Genomic DNA, 21,488 nt, shown 5'->3' on the forward strand with positions numbered 1-21,488 from the left:
GTGACGGCGAAGAGGCTGTCGTCTGCGCAGATGCAGCGCGTCGAGCTCGACGAGAGCCAGGCGGCCACCTCGGTCCTGCCCCTGGGGGACGGGCCTGCCGGGTACGACCCGGGGGCGCGACGTCCACCCGCAGGGCGCGGGCCCGCGGGCGCGAGCGAGCGCGCGAGCCGTCCCGGGCGCACGACCCTGCTCGTCGTGATCGGGTCCGTGGTCGTCGCGGGCCTCGTGCTCTCCGCGGTCCTCGCCGTGCTGCATGCCCGCGAGGCGCGGCGTGCCGAGGTGATCGCGGCGGTGCCCGGCCTGGTGCGACCGCTCGACACCCCGCCGCACGAGCTCTGGCGGGCCCCGGTCGCCTCCGCGGCGGACGAGGCCGTCCTGGTGTCCGGGGACACGCTGGTCGCCGTCGACGACACCGACGGCGTGTGGCGGCTGTCCGGGTTCGACGTGACCGACGGCGGGCGACGGTGGTCGCTCGGGCTCGCCGACGTGGTGACGGCGCCGCGGACCACGGGGGTCGCGAGCACCGCGGGCGTCACGGTCCGCTGCCCCTCCGACGGCGGTGACGTCGGGCCGCTCGTGGTGTGCACGCTCACCGGGCCGGACCCGCAGGTGTGGTTCGGCCGCGGCCAGGTCGTCGCCCTCGACGGCCTGGACGGCCACGAGGTGGGACGCTGGCCCGTCCCGGGTCGCTTGCTGGGTGCGGCCCGGCTCGCCGACGACGTGGTCGTGGTGCGCGCGGACGACCGTGGGGCCGTCCAGGTGGCCCGCCACGACGCCCGTACCGGCGCCGTCCGGTGGACGCGTCCCACGGGCGACACGCTCCCGGCCTGGTCGACCTCGGTGTCGGTCCAGGTCCGCGCGACGACGTCGTTCGTGCTCGTGACAGGGTCGGCCGCTGCGGCGCTGGCCGCGGGTGACGGCACCGAGCTGGTCCCGACGGCGCAGTTCTCCTCGATCAGGCTGGTGGCGGTGCGCGACCATCTCGGGTCGTGGACCACGGCGGAGGGCGGCTGGTGGCGCGACGCGTCCGGGGCCCGGCTGTTCGCGCTGCCCGCGCTGCCGGCACCGGCGGTCACGGACGACGGGTCGGCGGACGACGTGATCGTGGTCGACACCGGTGCGGCGCTGCAGGGCGTCGACGCACGGTCCGGCCAGGAGCGGTGGACCCTCGAGCAGCGGCTCGACGCCGTCGCGCTCGTGTCGGGTCGACTGGTCGTGGCGGGTGAGGACGGGTACGGCGTCCTGAACCCGGTCGACGGGCGCGTGCTGTGGACGACCCAGGTGGAGGGCCCGTTGCCGTGGCGTCCGGTGAGCGACGGTGCGCTGGTCCTCGCCCCCGGGGTGGCCCCGGGTGGTGGGCCCGGGTTGGTGGGGCTCGGCCTGCAGGACGGCGTCCGCTACTGGAGCGTGCCGCTGCCGGAAGGTGTGGTCGGCGTCAGCGGCGTCGCGGGTCATCTGCTGGTGCGCACGGCGCACGAGGTCCTGGTCCTGGGCTGAGCGGTCCCGTGACCGTGACCGTGACTGTGACCATGGCCGGTGGCTCGGGCGGTGCGAGGAGGTGGTCCTACGCAGCATCCCGGAGCGTCGATGCGCCCCGTCCCGGTCGACGAGACCGACGAGCCGGACGAGGTCGAGACCGCCGGCGTGCGTCCCCGCAGCGGGCCGGAGCGGCTGGGTGCGGGGGTGTCCCGTGTGCGCGGGTGGGCCGCGACCCGACCGCGCCGCGCCGCGGAGCTGGCACTGGTCGCACTCGTCCTGGTGGCGGCGACGGTCGTGGCGGTCCCGGCGGGGGTGACGGCGTGGGAGCGGCACCAGGTCACGCGCCCGGCGGCCTTCGCCGGCGGGGTGCAGACCCTCGCGGCGCCGCCCGCGGTGCGCTGGATGGTGTCCTACGACGAGACGGTCGCTCCGGTGCTCGCCGGTGACGTGGTCGTCGTGGCGGGCTGGTCGACGGGCAGGCGGGCGCTCGTGGGGCTGGACGTCGTGACGGGCGCGCGGCGGTGGACGGTGCCCCTGGATGCCCGACCGGACGAGGACGCCGTGCTGTGCACGGTCGTCGAGGAGCCCCGGGCGGTGGTCTGCGCGGTCGGCGCGCCCCGCGAACCTGCCCCGGGAGACCTGCCCGCGGAGACCGAGCAGGATCCCGCCGGACTGGTCGGCGCCCGCACGACGGTGCTCGTGCTCGACCCGGCCACAGGCGCGGTGCGTCGGGCGGTCGGGCTCGACGGCATGGTGCTCGTCCTGGAGCCGTTGGGTGCCGACGTGGTGCTCGGCCGCGTCGAGGGCGGTGTCGTGGCCGTCGAGCGGCTCGCGGTCGCGTCCGGTCGCCGCCGGTGGGTGTCGGTCGTGCGCAGCTCGGCATCGATGTCGGTCCCGCACGGCATGCGCCTGGAGGCGCACGGTGAGCGGGTGCTCATCGTCGGGGTGGGGGCGGTCCGGGTGCTCGACGCGCGCACCGGTGACCCGCAGACGGTCGATCCCGGGCAGGGCGGGGCGGACGTGGTCCGGCTCCGTCCTGACGGGACCCTGGTGCGGATCCGGTACGAGCTGCAGGCCGACGGCATCGAGGTGACCAGCACGCTCGTCCGTGCGGACGGCTCGGCGAGCCCGGGGCTGCGCGGGGTGCTCGTCGAGCCCTCGGTCGCGGACGGGAGCTCGGGTCTGCTGTTCACGGCGTCGACGCTCGCGGCCGACCCGTACGGCGGGCGGGTGCGGGCCTACGACCAGCAGACCGGTCAGGAGGTGTGGCGCGCGCCGGTGCACTCCTCTGCGGTCGACGCGGACGTCGGCGGTGTGGTCGTGCTGCGCGGGTCCGGAACGTTCGTCGGGGTCGACGCCGGCACGGGCGAGCGGCTGTGGTGGCGGCCCGTGGGGCTGGGGGTCGTCTCGGTCCAGTCCGACGGGCAGCGGATGCTCGTCGTGCGGCGGCTGCCGGGGGAGGGGACGGTCGTCGAGGCGATCGGCCTGCGTTCCGGCGACCTGGTCTGGGAGGCGTCGACGCCGCGCAGGGTCGACACCGTGCTGCGGCTCGGCGGTCTGCTCTACGGATCGGGTGACGGTCTGCTCGTGGCGTTGCGCTAGGGTGGCACCGTGCTCGCTCGTACCCTCCTCCTTCGCTGCCGCGACGAGGCCTTCTAGGCCGGATCCTCGTCGCGGTGTCCGTTGTGCCGGCTGACCCGCCGAAGACGAGCGAAGGAACTCCCGCCATGACGTACGACGAGCGCAACCCCCAGCAGCCCTCGGGGATGCCCGTGCACAAGTACCGCCCGTTCCACCAGCAGCTCACCGTCGACCTGCCGGACCGGACGTGGCCGGACAAGCACGTGGAGAAGGCGCCCCGCTGGTGCGCGGTCGACCTGCGCGACGGCAACCAGGCGCTGATCGAGCCGATGAACCCCGCCCGCAAGCTCGAGATGTTCGAGCTGCTGGTGCAGATGGGCTACAAGGAGATCGAGGTCGGTTTCCCGGCGGCCTCGCAGACCGACTTCGACTTCGTGCGGATGCTGATCGAGGAGGACCGCATCCCCGACGACGTCGTCATCCAGGTCCTCACGCAGGCCCGTGAGCATCTGATCGAGCGCACGTACGAGGCGATCGCGGGCGCCAAGCAGGCGATCGTGCACCTGTACAACTCGACGTCGGTGCTGCAGCGCGAGGTGGTCTTCCGCTCCGACGAGGACGGCATCGTCGACATCGCGGTGTCCGGCGCCCGGTTCTGCAAGAAGTTCGAGGAGCTCGTCCCCGACACCGAGGTCTTCTACGAGTACTCCCCGGAGTCGTACACGGGTACCGAGCTGGAGTTCGCGGTCCGCATCTGCAACGCGGTGCTCGAGGTGCTGGAGCCGACACCCGAGCGCAAGGTCATCATCAACCTGCCGGCCACGGTCGAGATGGCCACGCCGAACGTGTACGCCGACTCGATCGAGTGGATGGGCCGGCACCTGCGGTACCGCGAGAACGTGGTCATCTCGCTGCACCCGCACAACGACCGCGGCACGGGCGTGGCGGCCGCCGAGCTGGGCTACCTGGCCGGGGCCGACCGCATCGAGGGCTGCCTGTTCGGCAACGGCGAGCGCACCGGCAACGTGTGCCTGGTGACCTTGGGCATGAACCTGTTCAGCCAGGGCATCGACCCGCAGATCGACTTCTCCGACCTGGACCACGTGCGCCGCACGGTCGAGCGCTGCAACCAGCTGCCGGTCGGCGAGCGGCACCCGTACGGCGGCGACCTGGTCTTCACCGCGTTCTCGGGCTCGCACCAGGACGCGATCAAGAAGGGCCTGGACGCCCTCGAGTCGACCGCCGCCGCGCAGGGGAAGACCGTCGACGACGTGGTCTGGGCCGTCCCCTACCTGCCGATCGACCCCAAGGACGTGGGCCGCTCCTACGAGGCAATCATCCGCGTCAACTCGCAGTCCGGGAAGGGCGGTGTGGCGTATCTGCTGAAGTCCGAGCGCGACCTGGACCTGCCGCGTCGGCTGCAGATCGAGTTCTCGCAGGTCGTGCAGCGGCACACCGACCAGCACGGCACGGAGGTCACGGCCGACGACCTGTGGCGGATCTTCAACGACGAGTACCTTCCCGTCGAGCCGGGCGGGCCGCTCGCGCCGTGGGGCCGGTTCGCGCTGCGGGGCACCCGGGCGACGAGTGTCGAGGACGGCCCGGACACGCTCTCGGTCGACATCGTCGACCACGGCACGCTGCGCACGCTCGAGGGTGCGGGCAACGGTCCGGTGGCGGCGTTCGTCGATGCGATGAGGTCGCTCGGGGTCGACGTCGCCGTCCTCGACTACGCCGAGCACGCCCTGTCCGCCGGCGGCGACGCGACGGCGGCCGCGTACGTCGAGTGCGCGGTCGGCGACCAGATCCTGTGGGGTGTCGGCATCGACCCGTCGATCACGACGGCCTCCCTCAAGGCGATCATCTCCGCGGTCAACCGGTACGAGCGCTGAGCGGCTTCCCGGACTGCGCCGGGTCGGTGACCCCGACCGGCGCGGCCCGGGTGCGCAGGGACGGCCGCGGCGATCCCGTTGCCCCGCCCTGCGCGAAGACCCCGCGTCGCCGACACGTGTCGACCACAGCCGTGTCGGCGGCGCAGGGGAGAATGGTCCGGTGATCCGCGCATGAGCCTCTACCGTGACGAGGCGCTCGTCCTGCGCACCCACAAGCTGGGCGAGGCCGACCGGATCGTCACGCTCCTGACCAGGCAGCACGGCAAGGTCCGTGCTGTCGGCAAGGGCGTGCGGCGCACGTCGTCCCGGTTCGGCTCCCGGCTCGAGCCGTTCATGCACGTCGACCTGCAGCTGAGCACGGGACGCAACCTCGACATCGTCACCCAGGCCGAGACCCTGGGTGCCTACGGGCGGCCGGTGTGCGAGGACTACGCGCTGTACACGGCCGGCACCGTGATGCTCGAGACGGCCGAACGGCTCGTGGAGACCGAGCACGAGCCCGCGTTGCAGCAGTACTGGCTCCTGGTCGGCGCCGTGCGGGCGCTCGCCGGGCGCGAGCACACGCCGGGCCTGGTGCTCGACTCGTACCTGCTGCGGGCGCTCGCGGTCGCGGGCTGGGCGCCGTCGTTCACCGACTGCGCGCGGTGCGGCGCGGTCGGGCCGCACCACGCGTTCGCGATCGCCTCGGGTGGTGCGGTGTGCCAGGCGTGCCGGCCGCCGGGTGCCGCGGCCCCCGCACCGGAGACGTTCGTGCTGCTCGCGGCGCTGCTCGCCGGTGACTGGTCGGTCGCCGACGCGAGCGCCGAGCGGCACCGCGGCGAGGGCAACGGCCTGGTCGCCGCCTACTGCCAGTTCCACCTCGAGCGCCAGCTGCGCTCGCTCCCGATGGTCGAGAGGGTCTAGATGCCGGTCCCACCCCCGCCCCACCCCAGCGGCGCGCGTCCGCCGGCGATCCCGAAGCAGTTCGTGCCGCGGCACGTGGCCGTCGTCATGGACGGCAACGGTCGCTGGGCCAACGCCCGGGGGCTGCCGCGCACCGAGGGGCACGCCGCGGGGGAGGCCTCCCTGCTGGACGTCGTGGCCGGCGCGATCGAGATCGGCGTGGAGTACGTGTCGGCGTACGCGTTCTCCACGGAGAACTGGTCGCGCTCGCCCGAGGAGGTGCGCTTCCTCATGGGGTTCAACCGGGACGTGCTGCGTCGTCGCCGTGACGTGATGAACGACTGGGGTGTGCGGGTCCGTTGGGCGGGCCGGCGCCCGCGGCTGTGGCGCTCGGTGATCGCCGAGCTCGAGGAGGCCGAGCGGCTGACCGCCGGGAACTCGACCTGCACGCTGACCATGTGCGTGAACTACGGCGGTCGCGCCGAGATCGCCGACGCCGCCAAGGCGATCGCGATGGACGTCGCGGCCGGCCGCCTCAAGGCGGACCGCGTGAACGAGAAGACCGTCCAGCGTTACCTCGACGAGCCGGACCTGCCGGACGTCGACCTGTTCCTGCGCTCCTCGGGCGAGCAACGCACGTCGAACTTCATGCTCTGGCAGGCGGCCTACGCCGAGCTGGTGTTCCTCGACGAGCCGTGGCCGGACGTGGACCGACGGCACCTGTGGCGGGCCGTGGAGACCTACGCCCGGCGGGATCGCCGCTACGGCGGCGCGATCGACGCACCGACCCCCGCCTGATCGGCGCCGGGCCGTGCCCGTGCAGGTGGCGGCCCGTTAGGGTCGGGTGATGACCGTCTCGGTGGGCATGGTGACCTTCGACACGCGTGACGCCCGGGCGCTCGCCACCTGGTGGGCGCGGCAGCTCGACGGCCAGGTGCACGACCAGGACGACGGCTGGTTCGTGTTCGTGGTACCCGCCGCGGGGGGCACGCCGCTGGGGTTCCAGCGTGTCGAGGACCCCACGCCGGGCAAGAACCGCGGGCATGTCGACGTGCACGCGGTCGACCGGGACGCTGAGGTCGCGCGGCACGAGCACGAGGGGTTCGTCTGGGCGGTCCTCGAGGACCCGGACGGCAACCAGTTCTGCGTGCTGCCCGCACCGCAGGAATCCCGGGTCGAACAGCCCCAGGTCGACGAGCCCGAGGCGGACGGGCCCGCGCAGGTCAGTCCCTGACGGCCTCGGTCGCCACGAGTGCGGCGCCCTGCGCCGCGGGTGCGGCCGGGTCGGCGACGGCCGCGCGCCGGGTGCGCCAGCGCAGCACCACGCCGACCGCGACCGCGAGCAGGACCACCGCGAGCGCCCACGGCGAGGCGGCTGCGAGCCGGACCGCTCCCCACACGGCGCCGAGCCCGACGGTGCCCCAGATGACCGCCCAGGCGGCAGCTCCCGGCAGCGAGGCGAGCGTGAACCGCAGGTAGGGCATCCGCAGCAGGCCGGCGGCGAGCATCACGGCGGTCTGCAGTCCGACGGTCACGTAGGCGGCGGTGACGGCGACGGGCCCCCAGCGGTGCACGAGCGCGCGCCCGCGGCGTGCGCCGGGGGTCGCCGACCAGCCGTCGGCCCGTACCAGCAGGGCGCGCCACCACGCGGGGCCGCGACCGGAGGTGCCGACGCGGGTGACGGCGCGGGCCAGCCAGTACGTGCCGTGGGACCGCGCGAGCACGATGAGGAAGAGGGCGGCGAGCACACCGGCGATCGGCAGGCCGCCGAGCCCGTACGCCTCCGCCACGTCCGTCATGGCCACGATCCTAGCCGCTTGTGAGGGTCGCCTTACCTGTACGCGGGGTCTTGTCGGTCACGTCCGGCAGGCAGACCGGCTCGTCCTGCACGTCGTCGACGATGAGCAGGTCGTCGACCAGGTCCGGGTGCGGGTCGCCGGCGGGTACCGGTCGACGCAGCACCGGGTGCAGCACCGCGACCGCGGCGTAGAGCACGATGGCGAGCACCACGATGGTCGCCCCGGGCGGGATGTCCTGCCAGTAGGTGAGCACGAGCCCGACGATGCTGACCCCGGCCCCCACGCCGCTGGCCAGGAGCATCGTCCGGCTGAACGAGCGGGCCACGATCTGCGCGATCGCGACCGGGACGATCATGAGCGCGCTGACCAGCAGTGCGCCGACGACGCGCATGGCCACCGTCACGGTGAGCGCGGCGAGCGTGGCGACGACCATCGACAGCACGCGCACGGGTAGCCCGCTCGCCCGGGCGAACTCCTCGTCCTGGCTCACGGCGAACAGCGCGTGCCGCAGGCCGACACCGACGACGAGGATGAGCACGGCGAGCGCGACCGTCCAGGCCAGGTCGGCGCTCGACACCGTGGAGATGGACCCGAACAGGTAGCTGACCAGGTTGGCGTTGGTGCCGCCCGCCACCTTGATGAGCAGCACGCCACCGGCGATGCCGCCGTAGAACATGAGCGCGAGCGCCAGGTCGCCGCTCGTGCGTCCTCGTTCGCGCACGAGCTCGATGACGACGGACCCGACGACGGCGGCCACGACGGCACCGGGCAGCGCGAGGGAGTCCTGGGGGACGAGCCCCGCCCAGCTGCCCACGAGCCAGCCGAGCGCGACACCGGTGAGCGCGACGTGGCCGATGCCGTCGCCCATGAGCGCCATCCGGCGCTGCACGAGGAACGTGCCGACGACGGGCGCGGCGGCCCCGACGATCAGCGCGACCAGCATGGCGCGCTGCATGAGGGGGGAGGCGAGCATCTGCGCGACCTGGGCCCAGTCGATCACGGGGTGACCTCCACGGAGAGCGTCGGGCCCGTGCCCGGCGGGGTCGGGTCGGGGTGGGCGTGCGTGTGGTCGTGGTGCGCGGAGGCGTGGTCGCTGCGCGGCTGCGGTGGCGGGCCGTCGTGCGCGACCCTGCCGTGCCGCAGGACGATCGCGCGCTGGATCAGCGGGGCGAACGGGCCGAGCTCGTGCAGGATCACCACGACCGTCGTGCCGCCCTCGTGCAGCCGGGCGACCGTCTCGACGAACGTGGACTGGGTCGGCACGTCGATGCCGGACGTGGGCTCGTCGAGCACGAGCAGCTCGGGCTCGCGGACGAGGGCGCGGGCGATGAGCACGCGCTGCTGCTGGCCGCCCGACAGCTCGTGCACCCGGCGCTGCGCCTTGTCGGCCATGCCGACGTCGACGAGCGCGGCCAGGGCGCGTCGGCGGGCTCCGCGCGGCAGGCGCAGGGTGCGACCGTGCAGCAGGCCGGAGGTCACGACCTCCAGCGCGGTGGCGGGGATGCCGGACGCGGCGGGCAGGCGCTGCGGGACGTAGCCGACGCGGTCCCAGGGTGCGGAGGGGCCGAGCGGCTCGCCGAACAGGCGCACCTGCCCCCCGCTGGTGGGCACCACGCCGAGCAGCGAGCGCACGAGGGTCGACTTGCCCGAGCCGTTCGCGCCGAGCAGCGCAAGCACCTCCCCGCGGCGCACCGTCAGGTCGATGCCGCTGAGGATGCGCTGGCTGCCGAGCGTGACGGACAGGTCCCGGGCCTCGACGACGGGTGTCGGGGCGGTGGCGTCCGTGGTGGCCGCGCGTGCGGTGTCGGTGCTCACGAGCAGGACGATGCCACGGACAGGGCCTCGAGGTTGGCCTGCGCGATGGTGAAGTAGTCGGCGCCCTCCTCGGTGACACCCTCGATGGGGTCGAGCACGGCGGCCTGGATCCCGAGGTCGTCGGCGAGGGTCTGGGCGACCTTGGGGCTGACGAGCGTCTCGAAGAACACGGTGGTCACCCCGGCGTCGCTGATCACCTGCTCGACCTGCGCGAGGCGGGCGGGCGACGGCTCGGCCTCGGGGTCGATGCCGGAGATGGCGACCTGCTCGAGGTCGTAGCGTGCGGCGAGGTAGCCGAACGCGGCGTGCGCGGTCACGAAGGTGCGCTGCGTGCAGGTGGCGAGCGTCGTCTCGTACTGCGCGTCGAGGTCCTCGAACCGCTGGGTCAGCGCGGCCGCGTTGGTCCGGAAGTCGTCTTCCGCGGACGGGTCGAGCCTGGTCAGCTCGTCGGCGACGGCCTGGACGAGACCGGGCATCAGGCTGGGGTCGAGCCAGAAGTGCGGGTCGAGGGTGCCGTGGGGGTCCTCCTCGCCCTCGTCCTCGCCCGCGGCGGCTTCCTGCAGCGTGACGACGTCGGCGGCGTCGAGCGTGGCGGCCGGTGCGGCCTCGTCGACGGCGTCGTCGACCGCTGCCTGGAACCCGGACAGGTACACGACGAGGTCGGCCGAGCCGAGCTGGGCGACCTGGGCGGGGGAGAGCTCGACGTCGTGCGGCTCGGCGCCGGGCGGGGTGAGCGAGCCGACGCTGACGTGCTCGCCTCCGACCTGCTCGACGACCATCTGCAGCGGGTAGAACGAGGCGAGGACGTCGAGCTCGGCGCCCGAGTCTCCCGAGGCCCCCGTGGTGCTGCCGCAGGCCGCCAGGGTCAGGGCGAGGCCGGTCGCCCCGGCGGTCGCGGCGAGGCGGTGGCGGAAGGCCCGGGGTGCCCGCGCGGAGGCGGGGGAGGGCGACGCGAAGATCATGACGATCATTCTCATCAAGACGAGAACCGTTGTCAAAACGCTGCGAGGCCCCGACGGGTAGCCTGGACGACGCTCGCCCGCTGCACCCAGCCGCGGGCCACCGTCCCTCTGGAGTGATCGATCGTGGCTGCGCCTTCCCGTCTGGATTCCGTCGTCTCCCTCGCCAAGCGCCGGGGGTTCGTCTTCCCCAGCGGCGAGATCTACGGAGGGACGCGCTCCGCGTGGGACTACGGCCCGCTCGGCGTCGAGCTCAAGGAGAACATCAAGCGTCAGTGGTGGCGCACGATGGTCACCAGCCGTGACGACATCGTCGGGCTCGACTCCTCGGTGATCCTGCCCCGCCAGGTGTGGGTCGCCTCCGGTCACGTCGGGGTCTTCACCGACCCGCTCACCGAGTGCCTCTCGTGCCACAAGCGGTTCCGCGAGGACCAGATGCTCGAGGAGTTCGAGGAGAAGAAGGGCCGCGCCCCCGAGGGCGGCCTCGCCGAGATCGCCTGCGCCAACTGCGGAACCCGCGGGCAGTGGACCGAGCCGCGCGACTTCAACATGATGCTCAAGACCTACCTCGGCCCCGTCGAGGACGAGTCCGGGCTGCACTACCTGCGCCCCGAGACCGCACAGGGCATCTTCGTGAACTTCGCCAACGTGCTCACCGCCGCCCGCAAGAAGCCGCCGTTCGGCATCGGGCAGATCGGCAAGTCGTTCCGCAACGAGATCACGCCCGGCAACTTCATCTTCCGCACGCGCGAGTTCGAGCAGATGGAGATGGAGTTCTTCGTCGAGCCCGGCACCGACGAGGACTGGCACCAGTACTGGATCGACGCGCGCACCGCCTGGTACACCGACCTGGGCATCAGCCGCGACAACCTGCGCCTCTACGAGCACCCGTCCGAGAAGCTCTCGCACTACTCCAAGCGCACGGTCGACATCGAGTACCGCTTCGGGTTCCAGGGCAGCGAGTGGGGCGAGCTCGAGGGCATCGCCAACCGGACCGACTTCGACCTGACGACGCACACCGAGCACTCCGGGCAGGACCTGTCGTACTTCGACCAGGCCAAGAACGAGCGCTACGTGCCCTACGTCATCGAGCCGGCGGCCGGCCTGACCCGCTCGCTCATGGCGTTCCTCGTCGAGTCGTACACCGAGGACCAGGCGCCCAACACCAAGGGCGGCGTCGACACCCGCGTCGTGCTCAAGCTCGACCCGCGCCTGGCGCCGGTCAAGGCCGCGGTGCTGCCGCTGTCGCGCAACGAGCAGCTCTCGCCCAAGGCCCGCGACCTCGCCGCCGAGCTGCGCAAGAACTGGAACGTCGACTTCGACGACGCCGGCGCCATCGGACGCCGCTACCGCCGGCAGGACGAGATCGGCACCCCGTTCTGCATCACGGTCGACTTCGACACGCTGGACGACCAGGCCGTCACGATCCGCCACCGCGACGACATGTCGCAGCAGCGCGTCGCGCTCGACCAGGTCACCGGGTACCTCGCGCAGCGCCTCGTCGGCGCCTGAGATGACCGCGCAGGACGGGTCCGCTGCGCTCGCGCACGGCGGCGGACCCGTCCTGGACGCCGCAGGCTGGGCGACCTGGGTCGTCGGACCGGAGTACCCCTCCCGGGTCGCCCGGGCGAGCCTGCGCGCCGCGTCGCCGGTGCTCCTCGTGCTCCCGCTGGTCGCCTCCCAGCAGGTCGCGGCAGCCGTCCACCCGTGACATCCGTCAGGGGCAGGACGTGACGGGTGCCCTGCGCCCGACCTGACCTGCACCGACACGCTTGACCCATGATCACCACGACAGCCGCACGGGATGCGGCCCCGGACGTCTCGACTGCCGCGGGCGAGCGCCCTGGCACCCTCGCGCTCGAGCTGCGCGGCCTGCACAAGTCCTTCGGCGCGGTCCGCGCCGTCGACGGCCTGGACCTGGCGGTGCGCCCCGGCGAGATCGTCGCGTTCCTCGGCCCCAACGGCGCCGGCAAGACGACCACCATCGACATGCTGCTCGGGCTGGCCCGGCCCGACGCCGGCACGGTGCAGGTCTACGGGCGCAGCCCCGCCCAGGCGATCGCGCAGGGCAGGGTCTCGGCGGTCCTGCAGACCGGCGGGCTCCTCAAAGACCTCACGGTCGCCGAGACCGTACGGCTCACCGCCTCCTTCTTCCCGCGCAGCCGCCCGGTCGCCGAGGTGCTCGATCGCGCGGGGATCGGCGACCTGGGCGGGCGACGGGTCGGCGCGTGCTCCGGCGGGCAGCAGCAGCGGCTGCGGTTCGCCATGGCGCTGCTGCCCGACCCCGACCTGCTCGTGCTCGACGAGCCGACGACCGGGATGGACGTCGAGGGTCGACGCGAGTTCTGGGCCGCGATCCGGGCCGACGCCGCCCGCGGACGCACCATCGTGTTCGCGACCCACTACCTGGAGGAGGCCGACGCCTACGCCGACCGGGTCGTGCTCGTGCGCCACGGGCGCGTGGTCGCCGACGGCACGTCCGCGGAGGTCAAGAACCTGGCGGCCGGACGCATCGTGTCCGCGACCCTGCCCGGTGCGCGGCCCGAGGTCCTCGCGGCGATCGACGGCGTGGACCGTGCCGAGGTGCGCGGGGACCGGGTGCTGCTGCACACGAGCGACTCCGACACCGTCGCCCGCCACCTGCTCACACGCACGCAGGCGGTCGACCTGGAGATCGCCGGCCTCGGGCTCGAGGACGCGTTCATCGCGCTGACCAGCGACACCGGCGATCCCCGCCCGTCCGGCACCCACCCCACGAACCCCTCGACCCTGACCACCGGGAGCATCCGATGAGCGCCACCACCACCGACCGCCCGACCATCGCGACGACGGCGGGTGTCGGGCGAGGCGCCCTCACCTACCTGTCGGTCGAGCTGCGCCGACTGCTCCGCAACCGCCGGACAGCGATCTTCACGCTCGTGATGCCCGCGGCGTTCTTCCTGATCTTCGGGACCGCTCCCGAGTACCGGACGCTGTCGGCGGCCGCCGTCGGGCAGTCGGGCGACCTGCGCTGGCCGGGGGCCGGCCACGGCAACGTCACGGCGTACGTCATGGTCTCCATGGCCCTGTATGGGGCGATGCTGGCCGCCACGAGCGCCGGGGCGACGGTCTCTGTCGAGCGTGCGCAGGGCTGGAGCCGCCAGCTGCGGCTGACGCCGCTGCGACCCGCGGTGTACGTCGCCACCAAGATCGCGGTCGCGATGGTGCTCGGCCTCGTGGGCGTCGCGATCGTCTACGGCGTCGGTGCCGCTCGCGGTGCCGAGGCGGACGCCTCGGCCTGGGTCCTGACGGCGCTGGCCGCCTGGCTCGGCTCGATCGTGTTCGCCGCGTTCGGTCTGTTCATGGGCTACCTGCTGCCCGCCGAGAACGTCATGCAGATCCTCAGCCCGGTCCTGGCCGTGCTGTCGTTCGCCGGCGGGTTGTTCGTGCCGCTGGGCGACGGGCTGTTCGCGACCCTCGCGCAGCTCATCCCGACGTACGGGCTGGCCGAGCTCGTGCGGGCACCGCTGACGGGCGGCGGCGTCACGCTCGCCGCGGTCGCCAACGTCCTGGTGTGGGCGGCGGTCTTCGTCGGCGGGGCCGCGTGGCTCTTCCGCCGCGACACGGCACGCGTCTGACGTGCGGGATCGCGCGACCTGCTCCTCTACCGTGAACGCCGTGAGCACCGACCTCGCCCCGATCGCGGCCGACCCCCTCGGGGCGGCGCACCCTCAGGTGCCCGTCGCCGGTCGCCCTGCGGAGCCCGGGGCGACCGGGCCCTCCGGGCGCGGCCGGTTCGGGGTGCTCTACGGCGCGATCTGGCTGGTCTACCTCAGCTACCCGCTGACCAGCGCGTGGAGCGCCGAACCCGGATGGCGGAGGGTCGTCTCCCTGCTGAGCACGGTGCTGTTCGCGGCGGTGTTCGTCGCAGCGCTCGTCGCGCGCCGACGCACCCGCGGCCACCCCGCCCGGGTGCCGACCGTGTGGTGGTGGGCCACCCTCGCGGTCGAGCTGCTGCTGGTCGTCGGCATGGGGCTCGCGGCCGACGAGAGCGCGCTGACGGGACTGGTCTTCATGGCCGTCACCGCCGTCTTCGTGCTCCCCGGACGTTCGGCGCTCGTCGTCGTGGCCGCCCTGGTGCTGCTGGGGGAGGCCGTGCCGCGGCTGCTGACCGGATGGGACTCCATCGACAGCATCGGCGTGCAGATCGTGCTCGCCTCGGCGGCGATCTTCGGGTTCACCCAGCTGATGAGCCGCAACGTCGAGCTGGCCCGGGCCCGAGGGGAGCTGGCCGACCTGGCGGTCGCCCGTGAGCGCGAGCGCATCGCCCGGGACGTGCACGACCTGCTCGGCCACTCGCTGACGGTCATCACCGTCAAGGCCGAGCTGGCCGGTCGGCTCCTCGAGGTGGATCGCGCCCGTGCGGCGCAGGAGGTCGCGGACGTCGAGGCGCTGGCCCGCGGCGCGCTCGCGGACGTGCGGGCGACGGTCGCCGGGTTCCGGGCGATCGGGCTCGCGGGCGAGCTCGCCTCGGCCCGGGCGGTCCTCACCGCGGCCGGCCTGGAGGTCTCGACGCCGACCGCGGTCGACGCGGTGCCCGAGTCGCTGCGCACGCTGTTCGCCTGGGTGGTGCGCGAGGGCGTCACCAACGTGCTGCGGCACGCGGATGCCCGACGCTGCGAGATCACGGTCGATGCGCGCGCGGTCGTGGTCGCCGACGACGGGCACGGCCCGTCCGGTCGTCCGCAGGCCGCCGCGCAGGCGGTCCCCGGGTCGGGGCTCGTCGGGCTGCGCGAGCGGGCAGCCGCGGCCGGGGCCTCGGTGCAGGTCGGGCGCTCCGCTCTCGGCGGCTTCGAGCTGCGCGTGCAGGTGCCCTGATGGCCCAGACGATCCGGCTGCTGCTCGCCGACGACCAGGCGTTGGTGCGCGGCGCGCTGGCCGCCCTGCTCGGCCTGGAGCCGGACCTCGAGGTGGTCGCGGAGGTCGGCCGCGGGGACGAGGTGGTCGAGGCGGCGCTGGCCACCGGTCCCGACGTGGCCCTGCTGGACGTCGACATGCCCGGGATGGACGGCATCGCGGCGACCGTGCCGCTGCTGGCCGCGGTGCCCGCCTGCCGGGTGCTGGTCGTCACGACGTTCGGACGCCCCGGCTACCTTCGTCGGGCGATGGCCGCGGGCGCGTCCGGCTTCGTGGTCAAGGACACCCCGGCTGCGCAACTGGCGGACGCCGTCCGCCGGGTGGCGGCAGGCCTGCGCGTCGTCGACCCGCAGCTGGCGGTCGAGTCGTTGACCTCGGGCGCCTCGCCGTTGACCGAGCGCGAGCACGACGTGCTGCGCGCGGCGCGTTCGGGCGGCACGGTCGCCGACATCGCCCGCGGCCTGGTCCTGTCCGAGGGCACGGTCCGCAACCACCTGTCGTCGGCCATCGGCAAGACGGGTGCCCGCACGCGGGCCGAGGCGGTGCGGATCGCCGACGAGAACGGCTGGATGCTCGGCTGAGCGGTCCGCGCCCGCCGCCGACCGTGGCTCGGGGTGCGTCGCGTGGCGGTTCGCAGCATCGTGGGGCCGGGTGCTCCCGCACCCGTGATCCCTCGCCCCAGCAGGAGGTGGTCCGCGTGCCCCGTGTCGTGCACTTCGAGATCCAGGCTGACGACGTCGAGAGGGCCAGGGCGTTCTACACCGCGGTGTTCGGCTGGACGTTCGAGGACTACGGCCCGATGGCGGGTTCGGAGTACTGGGGGATCGTCACGGGCGGCGAGGACGAGCCCGGAATCAACGGCGGCCTGCTGCAGCGCCCGGCTCCGACCCCCGGCGCCGGCCAGGGCACCAACGCCTTCGTGTGCACCGTGCAGGTCGAGGACTTCGACGCCACCGCGGCCGCGATCGAGGGGGCCGGCGGTGTGGTCGCGCTGCCGAAGACGGCCCTGACGGGCCTGGCCTGGCAGGGGTACTTCCAGGACACCGAGGGGAACACGTTCGGCATCCACCAGCCGGACCCTCAGGCGCGCTGAGCCCGACGACGCCGACGCCGGCCCGGGTGCCCCCGGTCGGGGCGGGCGAGGCCGGTCGACGCGGGTTTGCGACACTGGGGGCATGACCACGACGCTCCCGGCGCCCACCAGCGTGCTGCCGCCCCTGCGGATCGGCCCGCTGACCGTCGCCACGCCTGTCGTCCTGGCGCCCATGGCCGGTGTCACCAACGCGGCCTTCCGGAGGCTGTGCCGCGAGTCCGGGGCAGGGCTCTACGTCGCCGAGATGGTCACCTCGCGCGCCCTCGTCGAGCGCAGCCCCGAGTCGCTGCGGATCATCTCGCACGAGCCCGACGAGCGGCCGCGATCCGTGCAGGTGTACGGCGTCGACCCGGCGACCGTGGGTGCCGCGGTGCGGATCATCGCCGAGGAGGACCGCGCCGACCACATCGACCTCAACTTCGGGTGCCCGGTGCCCAAGGTGACGCGCAAGGGCGGCGGCGCGGTGCTGCCGTGGAAGTCCGGCCTGTTCCGCGCGATCGTCAAGGCCGCGGTCGACGCGGCCGCGCCGCACGGTGTGCCGGTGACGATCAAGATGCGCAAGGGTGTCGACGACGACCACCTGACGTACCTCGAGGCCGGTCTTGTCGCCCAGGAGCTGGGTGTCGCGGCCGTCGCCCTGCACGCGCGCACGGCTGCCGACTACTACTCGGGCACGGCCGACTGGGAGTCGATCGCCCGGCTGAAGCAGGCCGTCACCGACATCCCCGTGCTCGGCAACGGCGACATCTGGTCGGCCGAGGACGCGCTGACGATGGTCGAGCAGACCGGGTGCGACGGCGTGGTCGTCGGCCGTGGCTGCCAGGGGCGCCCGTGGCTGTTCGCCGACCTGGCCGCCGCGTTCGCCGGCTCGGACGTGCGGGTGCGACCCGATCTGGGCGAGGTGGCGCGGGTGGTGCGCCGGCACGCCGAGCTCATGGTCGAGCACTTCGGCGAGGAGTCGAAGGCCCTGCGCGAGATGCGCAAGCACATGGCCTGGTACTTCAAGGGGTACGTGGTCGGCGGCGAGCTGCGGGCGCAGCTGGGTCTGGTCTCGACGTTGACCGAGCTGGAGGACCGTCTGGCCGCGCTCGACCTGGACCAGCCGTACCCGGGGGCACCCGCCGAGGGGCAGCGCGGTCGCGCCGGGTCGCCCAAGCGCCCGCACGTGCCCGACGGCTGGCTCGACTCGCGCGAGCTGTCCGAGGACTTCCGGCGGGCGCTCGCCGAGGCCGAGCTGTCGGTGTCGGGCGGCTGACCCGGGCCGTGTCATAGGGTCGTCGCCATGGTCACGCCGACGGACGACTACCTGGCGGTCAACCGCGCCAACTGGGACAGCCGGGCACCCGTGCACGCCCGCGGGTACAACGTGGCGCGCCTGCTGGACGACCCGACGGCGCTGTCGGGCGTGGTGCAGTTCGACCTGCCGCGGCTCGGCGAGCTCGGCGGCCTGGACGTGGTGCACCTGCAGTGCCACATCGGCACCGACACCCTCAGCCTGGCCCGGCTCGGCGCCCGGGTGACGGGCGTGGACCTCTCGGGCGCCTCCTTGGTCGAGGCCCGCGACCTGGCCGCACGCGCCGGCGCGGACATCGAGTACGTGGAGAGCGACGTCTACAGCGCCCCGCAGGCGCTCGACGGACGCCAGTTCGACCTGGTGTACACCGGCATCGGTGCGCTGTGCTGGCTGCCCAGCATCGACCGATGGGCGCAGACGGTCGCGGCGCTGCTGCGACCGGGCGGGCGGCTGGTCGTCCGGGACGGTCACCCGGTGCTGCTCTCGGCGCTCGGTGCGGCGGTGTCGACGGAGGCCGAGGACCGTGCCCAGCAGCCGTGGATCACGGCGCAGGGCGAGCTGACCGTCGCGCTCGAGCTGCCGTACTTCGAGCAGGTCGAACCCCTGGTCTGGAACGACGAGTACAGCTATGCCGGGACGGAGAAGGTCGCCTCGCCGCGCTCGGTGGAGTGGAACCACGGCGTGGGCGAGATCGTGACCGCAGTGCTGGAGGCGGGGCTCGAGCTGACGGCGCTGATCGAGCACGACAGCGTGCCGTGGGAGGCGCTGCCCGGGCTGATGGTCGAGGACGAGACGGGTGAGCACCGGCTGCGGGACCGTCCCGAACGGCTGCCGGCGAGCTTCACGCTGACCGCGCGGCAGCCGACGGCCTGACGGACCGGGCCGGACCCCTCAGACCCGTCGGACCGCGAGCGTCCGGGCGATCCGGTCGGCCTCGGCGGACGTGGCGTGCGGGGCGCCGAGCTCGCGCGTGCCCACGGCCAGCGCACCGACGGCCGCCGCCAGGGCGAGCGAGCGGAGCGTGCCGGCCCCGGACAGCTGCGCGTGCAGCAGCCCGGCCAGGAAGGCGTCGCCGGCGCCGTTCGTGTCGACGACCTCGGGCGCAGGTGCGGCAGGCACCTCGATCCAGCCGTCCGCGTCGAGCGCCAGCGCCCCCGAGGCTCCGCGGGTGCACACCGCGAGCGCGCTGCCGCCGTCGACCCGTGCACGCAGGTAGGCGGCAGGGTCGTCGAGGTGCACGTCGCTGACCAGCAGCACGTCGGCGGCGTCGGCGAACGGGCGCGGGTAGGGTGCCCAGCCGTCGTCGTCGTGCACGTCGCACCACACCGGGACGCCTGCGGCACGTGCGGCGGCGAGGACCGGGCGTGCGTGGTCGGCCAGGTCCACGACCGCGACCGATGCCCGCTCGAGCGCGGCGAGCACCTCGGGACGGACGACGTCCGACACCGGGCGAGCCGGATCCGTGGCGCACGGCTCGGCGGGGCCGTCGGCGGGCCGGGGCAGCTCGAGGTAGACGGAGACCCGGCTGCCGTCGTCGGCCATGAGGTTGAGGTGCCGTTCGGTGCGGCCGTCCTGCGCCGGTGCGGCGAGCAGCCGCAGCCGCGGGTGGGTCAGCGCCGCGCGCACGTGCGCGCTGGGCTCGTCGTCCCCGAGCAGCGTGGCCAGGACGACGTCGGTGCCCAGGGCGGCGAGCGTGACGGCCTTCCCGGCGGAGGTGCCGCCGAGGCCGTCGTGGTGCCCGCGTGCGAAGAGCGTCTGCGGACGGGCGTCGGGCAGGTGCTCGACCTGCACGAGCGTGTTCCAGGACGCCGGGCCGACCACGAGCACGGGCGCCGGGCCCGGGAGCGTCCGCACCAGGGCGGGTGCGGGCACGCGACGGTCGAGGGCCCCGGGTGGGACCCGGTGCCCTCGACCGTCCCGGCCCGGTCCGGCAGGGTGCGGCACGCTCAGTCCCGCACCGCCCACACGGTCGCGTCGACGGGCAGCAGCAGCGAGTCCCCGACGCCGAGCGGCAGGTCCGTCGAGGCGAGCACGACGCGCAGGTCGCCGGGCAGCTCGACGGCCTGCGCGCCGAGGTTGGCGACCACGAGCAGATCGCCGTTGTGGAACGCGACCACGTCCTCGCCGTCGACCTCGCGGGCCCAGGTCAGACCGCCGAGGCCGAGGCCACGGGCTCGGCGCTCGGCCAGAGCGGCGCGGTAGAGCTCGTAGGTCGAGCCGGCGACGCCACGCTGGGCGTCGGCGGCGTAGGACGACCACGCTGCGGGCTGGGGGAGCCAGGTGACGCCGGAGGGCGAGAAGCCGAAGGCAGGTGCGTCCTGCTCCCACGGCAGCGGCACGCGGCAGCCGTCGCGGCCTCGCTCGGATCCCTGCGTGCGGAAGAACGCCGGGTCCTGGCGCAGGTCGTCGTCCAGCGCGGTGTGCTCGGGCAGGCCGAGCTCCTCGCCCTGGTAGACGTACGCCGAGCCGGGCAGCGCGAGCATGAGCAGCGCGGCGGCACGGGCCCGCCGCAGGCCGAGCTCCTCGTCGGGCTGCTCGTCGCCGTGCCCGATGCCGTTGGGCCGCGACCCGGGGTCGGCAAGCCCGAACCGGGAGGCGTGCCGGACCACGTCGTGGTTCGACAGCACCCACGTGGTGGGGGCGCCGACCGGGTCGTTGACGGCGTAGGACGCGGTGATGACGTCGCGCAGGGGTGCGGCGTGCCAGCCGGCGGCGAGGAAGGCGAAGTTGAACGCCTGCTGCATCTCGTCGGGTCGCACGTACAGCGCGAGCCGGGACAGGGGCTCGACCCACGCCTCCGCGACGAGCGCCCGGTCACCTGCGTAGCCGGCGAGCACCCGGTTCCAGGCCCGGTAGATCTCGTGCACGCCGTCCTGGTCGAACATCGGGCCGGCGTTGCCCGACCCGGTCACCTCGTCGGCGCGGTCGACGTCCGCCTCCTGCGCGCCGCCGGTGGCCGCCTGGTCGCTGCCCTCGATCATCGAGACGTGCCCGTCCCAGTCGGGAAGCCCGGGCTCCTTGACCATGCCGTGCGCGACGTCGATGCGGAACCCGTCGACGCCCCGGTCGAGCCAGAACCGCAGGACGTCCTCGAACTCGGCCCGCACCTCGACGTGCTCCCAGTTCAGGTCGGGCTGCCGGGAGTCGAACAGGTGCAGGTACCACTGCCCGGGGGTGCCGTCGGCGTCCGTGGTGCGCGTCCAGGCCGGCCCGCCGAAGATCGACTGCCAGTTGTTCGGCGGTTCGGCGCCGTCGGTGCCGCGGCCGTCGCGGAAGAGGTACCGCTCCCGCTCGGGCGAGCCGGGACCGGCGGCGAGTGCCGCCTGGAACCACACGTGCTCGTCGGAGGTGTGGTTCGGCACGAGGTCGACGACCACGCGCAGACCGAGCGCGTGCGCGCGGGCCAGGAGCGCGTCGAAGTCCTCGAGCGTGCCGAACAGGGGGTCGACGTCGCGGTAGTCGGCCACGTCGTAGCCGGCGTCGGCCTGCGGGGAGCGGTAGAACGGCGAGAGCCAGACGGCGTCGACGCCCAGGTCGGCCAGGTGGTCCAGCCGTGCGGTGATGCCGGGCAGGTCGCCGATGCCGTCGCCGGACGCGTCGGCGAAGGAGCGCGGGTACACCTGGTAGATGACCGCCTGACGCCACCACTGCGTGCCCGGGGCGCCAGGGGCGTGGGCGAGGGCGGTGTCGTCGCTGGTCAGGGGGTTCAGGGTCGTCACAGGGGCGGGCCTCGATTCAGGGTGCAGCGGGGCTACGGGTCGGGCGTCGTCGCGGGCGGGGTCCGGGTGGTCGTCGCGT

General features: G+C 73.8%; 21 protein-coding genes. 15 read left to right on the plus strand and 6 right to left on the minus strand.

The genetic code is table 11. The features are described from left to right. The 6 genes from BKA22_RS14550 to BKA22_RS14575 all read left to right on the plus strand — a co-directional run bounded on the left by BKA22_RS14550 (position 1) and on the right by BKA22_RS14575 (position 7,068). Complete coding sequence (locus BKA22_RS14550; protein WP_146952941.1) at positions 1-1,497, plus strand: outer membrane protein assembly factor BamB family protein; 1,497 nt, start codon at positions 1-3, stop codon at positions 1,495-1,497. A gap of 90 nt (positions 1,498-1,587) precedes the next feature. Then, positions 1,588-3,081 carry an outer membrane protein assembly factor BamB family protein gene (locus BKA22_RS14555; RefSeq protein WP_146952940.1) on the plus strand — a complete coding sequence of 498 codons (1,494 nt, stop codon included), beginning with the start codon at positions 1,588-1,590 and terminating at the stop codon, positions 3,079-3,081. A 125-nt stretch (positions 3,082-3,206) separates the two neighbouring features. Further along, positions 3,207-4,952 (plus strand): 2-isopropylmalate synthase, encoded by a 1,746-nt coding sequence (gene leuA / locus BKA22_RS14560; RefSeq protein WP_146952939.1) that lies wholly within the window; start codon positions 3,207-3,209, stop codon positions 4,950-4,952. A gap of 171 nt (positions 4,953-5,123) precedes the next feature. Continuing rightward, a complete protein-coding gene (gene recO / locus BKA22_RS14565) occupies positions 5,124-5,855 on the plus strand; it encodes a DNA repair protein RecO (protein ID WP_146952938.1) in 732 nt (243 codons plus the stop codon). Beyond that, the gene (locus BKA22_RS14570; RefSeq protein WP_146952937.1) at positions 5,856-6,632 is read left to right on the plus strand and encodes an isoprenyl transferase; all 777 of its coding nucleotides are present in this window, start codon (positions 5,856-5,858) and stop codon (positions 6,630-6,632) included. It abuts the gene before it with no gap. A 49-nt stretch (positions 6,633-6,681) separates the two neighbouring features. Then, positions 6,682-7,068, plus strand: coding sequence for a VOC family protein (locus BKA22_RS14575; protein ID WP_179561799.1), 387 nt, complete (start codon positions 6,682-6,684; stop codon positions 7,066-7,068). On the opposite strand, the gene BKA22_RS14580 is transcribed toward BKA22_RS14575, so the two are convergent. The 4 genes from BKA22_RS14580 to BKA22_RS14595 are packed head-to-tail and all read right to left on the minus strand — an operon-like array spanning position 7,058 to position 10,410. After that, complete coding sequence (locus BKA22_RS14580; RefSeq protein WP_146952936.1) at positions 7,058-7,633, minus strand: DedA family protein; 576 nt, start codon at positions 7,631-7,633, stop codon at positions 7,058-7,060. The two genes, BKA22_RS14575 and BKA22_RS14580, sit on opposite strands and share 11 nt — an antisense overlap. Positions 7,634-7,643: 10 nt before the next feature. Continuing rightward, a complete protein-coding gene (locus BKA22_RS14585; protein ID WP_146953106.1) occupies positions 7,644-8,606 on the minus strand; it encodes a metal ABC transporter permease in 963 nt (320 codons plus the stop codon). A gap of 23 nt (positions 8,607-8,629) precedes the next feature. Next, positions 8,630-9,448 carry a metal ABC transporter ATP-binding protein gene (locus BKA22_RS14590; RefSeq protein WP_146952935.1) on the minus strand — a complete coding sequence of 273 codons (819 nt, stop codon included), beginning with the start codon at positions 9,446-9,448 and terminating at the stop codon, positions 8,630-8,632. Further along, positions 9,445-10,410: a metal ABC transporter substrate-binding protein gene (locus BKA22_RS14595; RefSeq protein ID WP_146952934.1), complete on the minus strand. Its 966-nt coding sequence runs from the start codon at positions 10,408-10,410 to the stop codon at positions 9,445-9,447. The genes BKA22_RS14590 and BKA22_RS14595 overlap by 4 nt, the downstream gene beginning before the upstream one ends. Before the next feature lie 123 nt (positions 10,411-10,533). Here BKA22_RS14595 and BKA22_RS14600 point away from each other — a divergent pair, with 123 nt between their 5' ends. From BKA22_RS14600 to BKA22_RS14640, 9 genes are all read left to right on the plus strand, one after another. Beyond that, positions 10,534-11,919, plus strand: coding sequence for a glycine--tRNA ligase (locus tag BKA22_RS14600; RefSeq protein WP_146952933.1), 1,386 nt, complete (start codon positions 10,534-10,536; stop codon positions 11,917-11,919). A gap of 1 nt (position 11,920) precedes the next feature. Next, complete coding sequence (locus BKA22_RS14605) at positions 11,921-12,118, plus strand: hypothetical protein (RefSeq protein WP_146952932.1); 198 nt, start codon at positions 11,921-11,923, stop codon at positions 12,116-12,118. 68 nt (positions 12,119-12,186) lie between these two features. After that, a complete protein-coding gene (locus tag BKA22_RS14610; RefSeq protein WP_146952931.1) occupies positions 12,187-13,200 on the plus strand; it encodes an ABC transporter ATP-binding protein in 1,014 nt (337 codons plus the stop codon). After that, positions 13,197-14,024 (plus strand): ABC transporter permease, encoded by an 828-nt coding sequence (locus tag BKA22_RS14615; RefSeq protein WP_146952930.1) that lies wholly within the window; start codon positions 13,197-13,199, stop codon positions 14,022-14,024. Before BKA22_RS14610 ends, BKA22_RS14615 begins: the two co-directional genes overlap by 4 nt. 40 nt (positions 14,025-14,064) lie before the next feature. Next, positions 14,065-15,264 carry a sensor histidine kinase gene (locus BKA22_RS20425; RefSeq protein ID WP_146952929.1) on the plus strand — a complete coding sequence of 400 codons (1,200 nt, stop codon included), beginning with the start codon at positions 14,065-14,067 and terminating at the stop codon, positions 15,262-15,264. Continuing rightward, entirely contained in the window at positions 15,264-15,884 is a 621-nt protein-coding gene (locus BKA22_RS14625; protein WP_146952928.1) for a response regulator transcription factor, read from the plus strand. Before BKA22_RS20425 ends, BKA22_RS14625 begins: the two co-directional genes overlap by 1 nt. 116 nt (positions 15,885-16,000) lie before the next feature. After that, positions 16,001-16,396 (plus strand): VOC family protein, encoded by a 396-nt coding sequence (locus BKA22_RS14630; RefSeq protein WP_146952927.1) that lies wholly within the window; start codon positions 16,001-16,003, stop codon positions 16,394-16,396. Between the two features lie 82 nt (positions 16,397-16,478). Further along, on the plus strand, positions 16,479-17,651 hold the full coding sequence (gene dusB, locus BKA22_RS14635; RefSeq protein WP_146952926.1) for a tRNA dihydrouridine synthase DusB: 1,173 nt from the start codon (positions 16,479-16,481) through the stop codon (positions 17,649-17,651). A gap of 27 nt (positions 17,652-17,678) precedes the next feature. Then, positions 17,679-18,563, plus strand: a complete 885-nt coding sequence (locus BKA22_RS14640) for a class I SAM-dependent methyltransferase (protein ID WP_146952925.1) — start codon at positions 17,679-17,681, stop codon at positions 18,561-18,563. 18 nt (positions 18,564-18,581) lie between these two features. On the opposite strand, the gene BKA22_RS14645 is transcribed toward BKA22_RS14640, so the two are convergent. Both BKA22_RS14645 and BKA22_RS14650 read right to left on the minus strand, forming a co-directional pair. Next, entirely contained in the window at positions 18,582-19,562 is a 981-nt protein-coding gene (locus BKA22_RS14645) for a carbohydrate kinase family protein (RefSeq protein WP_223203571.1), read from the minus strand. A gap of 74 nt (positions 19,563-19,636) precedes the next feature. Further along, a complete protein-coding gene (locus tag BKA22_RS14650) occupies positions 19,637-21,409 on the minus strand; it encodes a glycoside hydrolase family 13 protein (RefSeq protein WP_146952924.1) in 1,773 nt (590 codons plus the stop codon). Between the last annotated feature and the right edge of the window lie 79 nt (positions 21,410-21,488).

The sequence above is a fragment of the Cellulomonas soli genome (assembly GCF_013409305.1).
Classification (GTDB): Bacteria; Actinomycetota; Actinomycetes; order Actinomycetales; family Cellulomonadaceae; genus Cellulomonas; species Cellulomonas soli.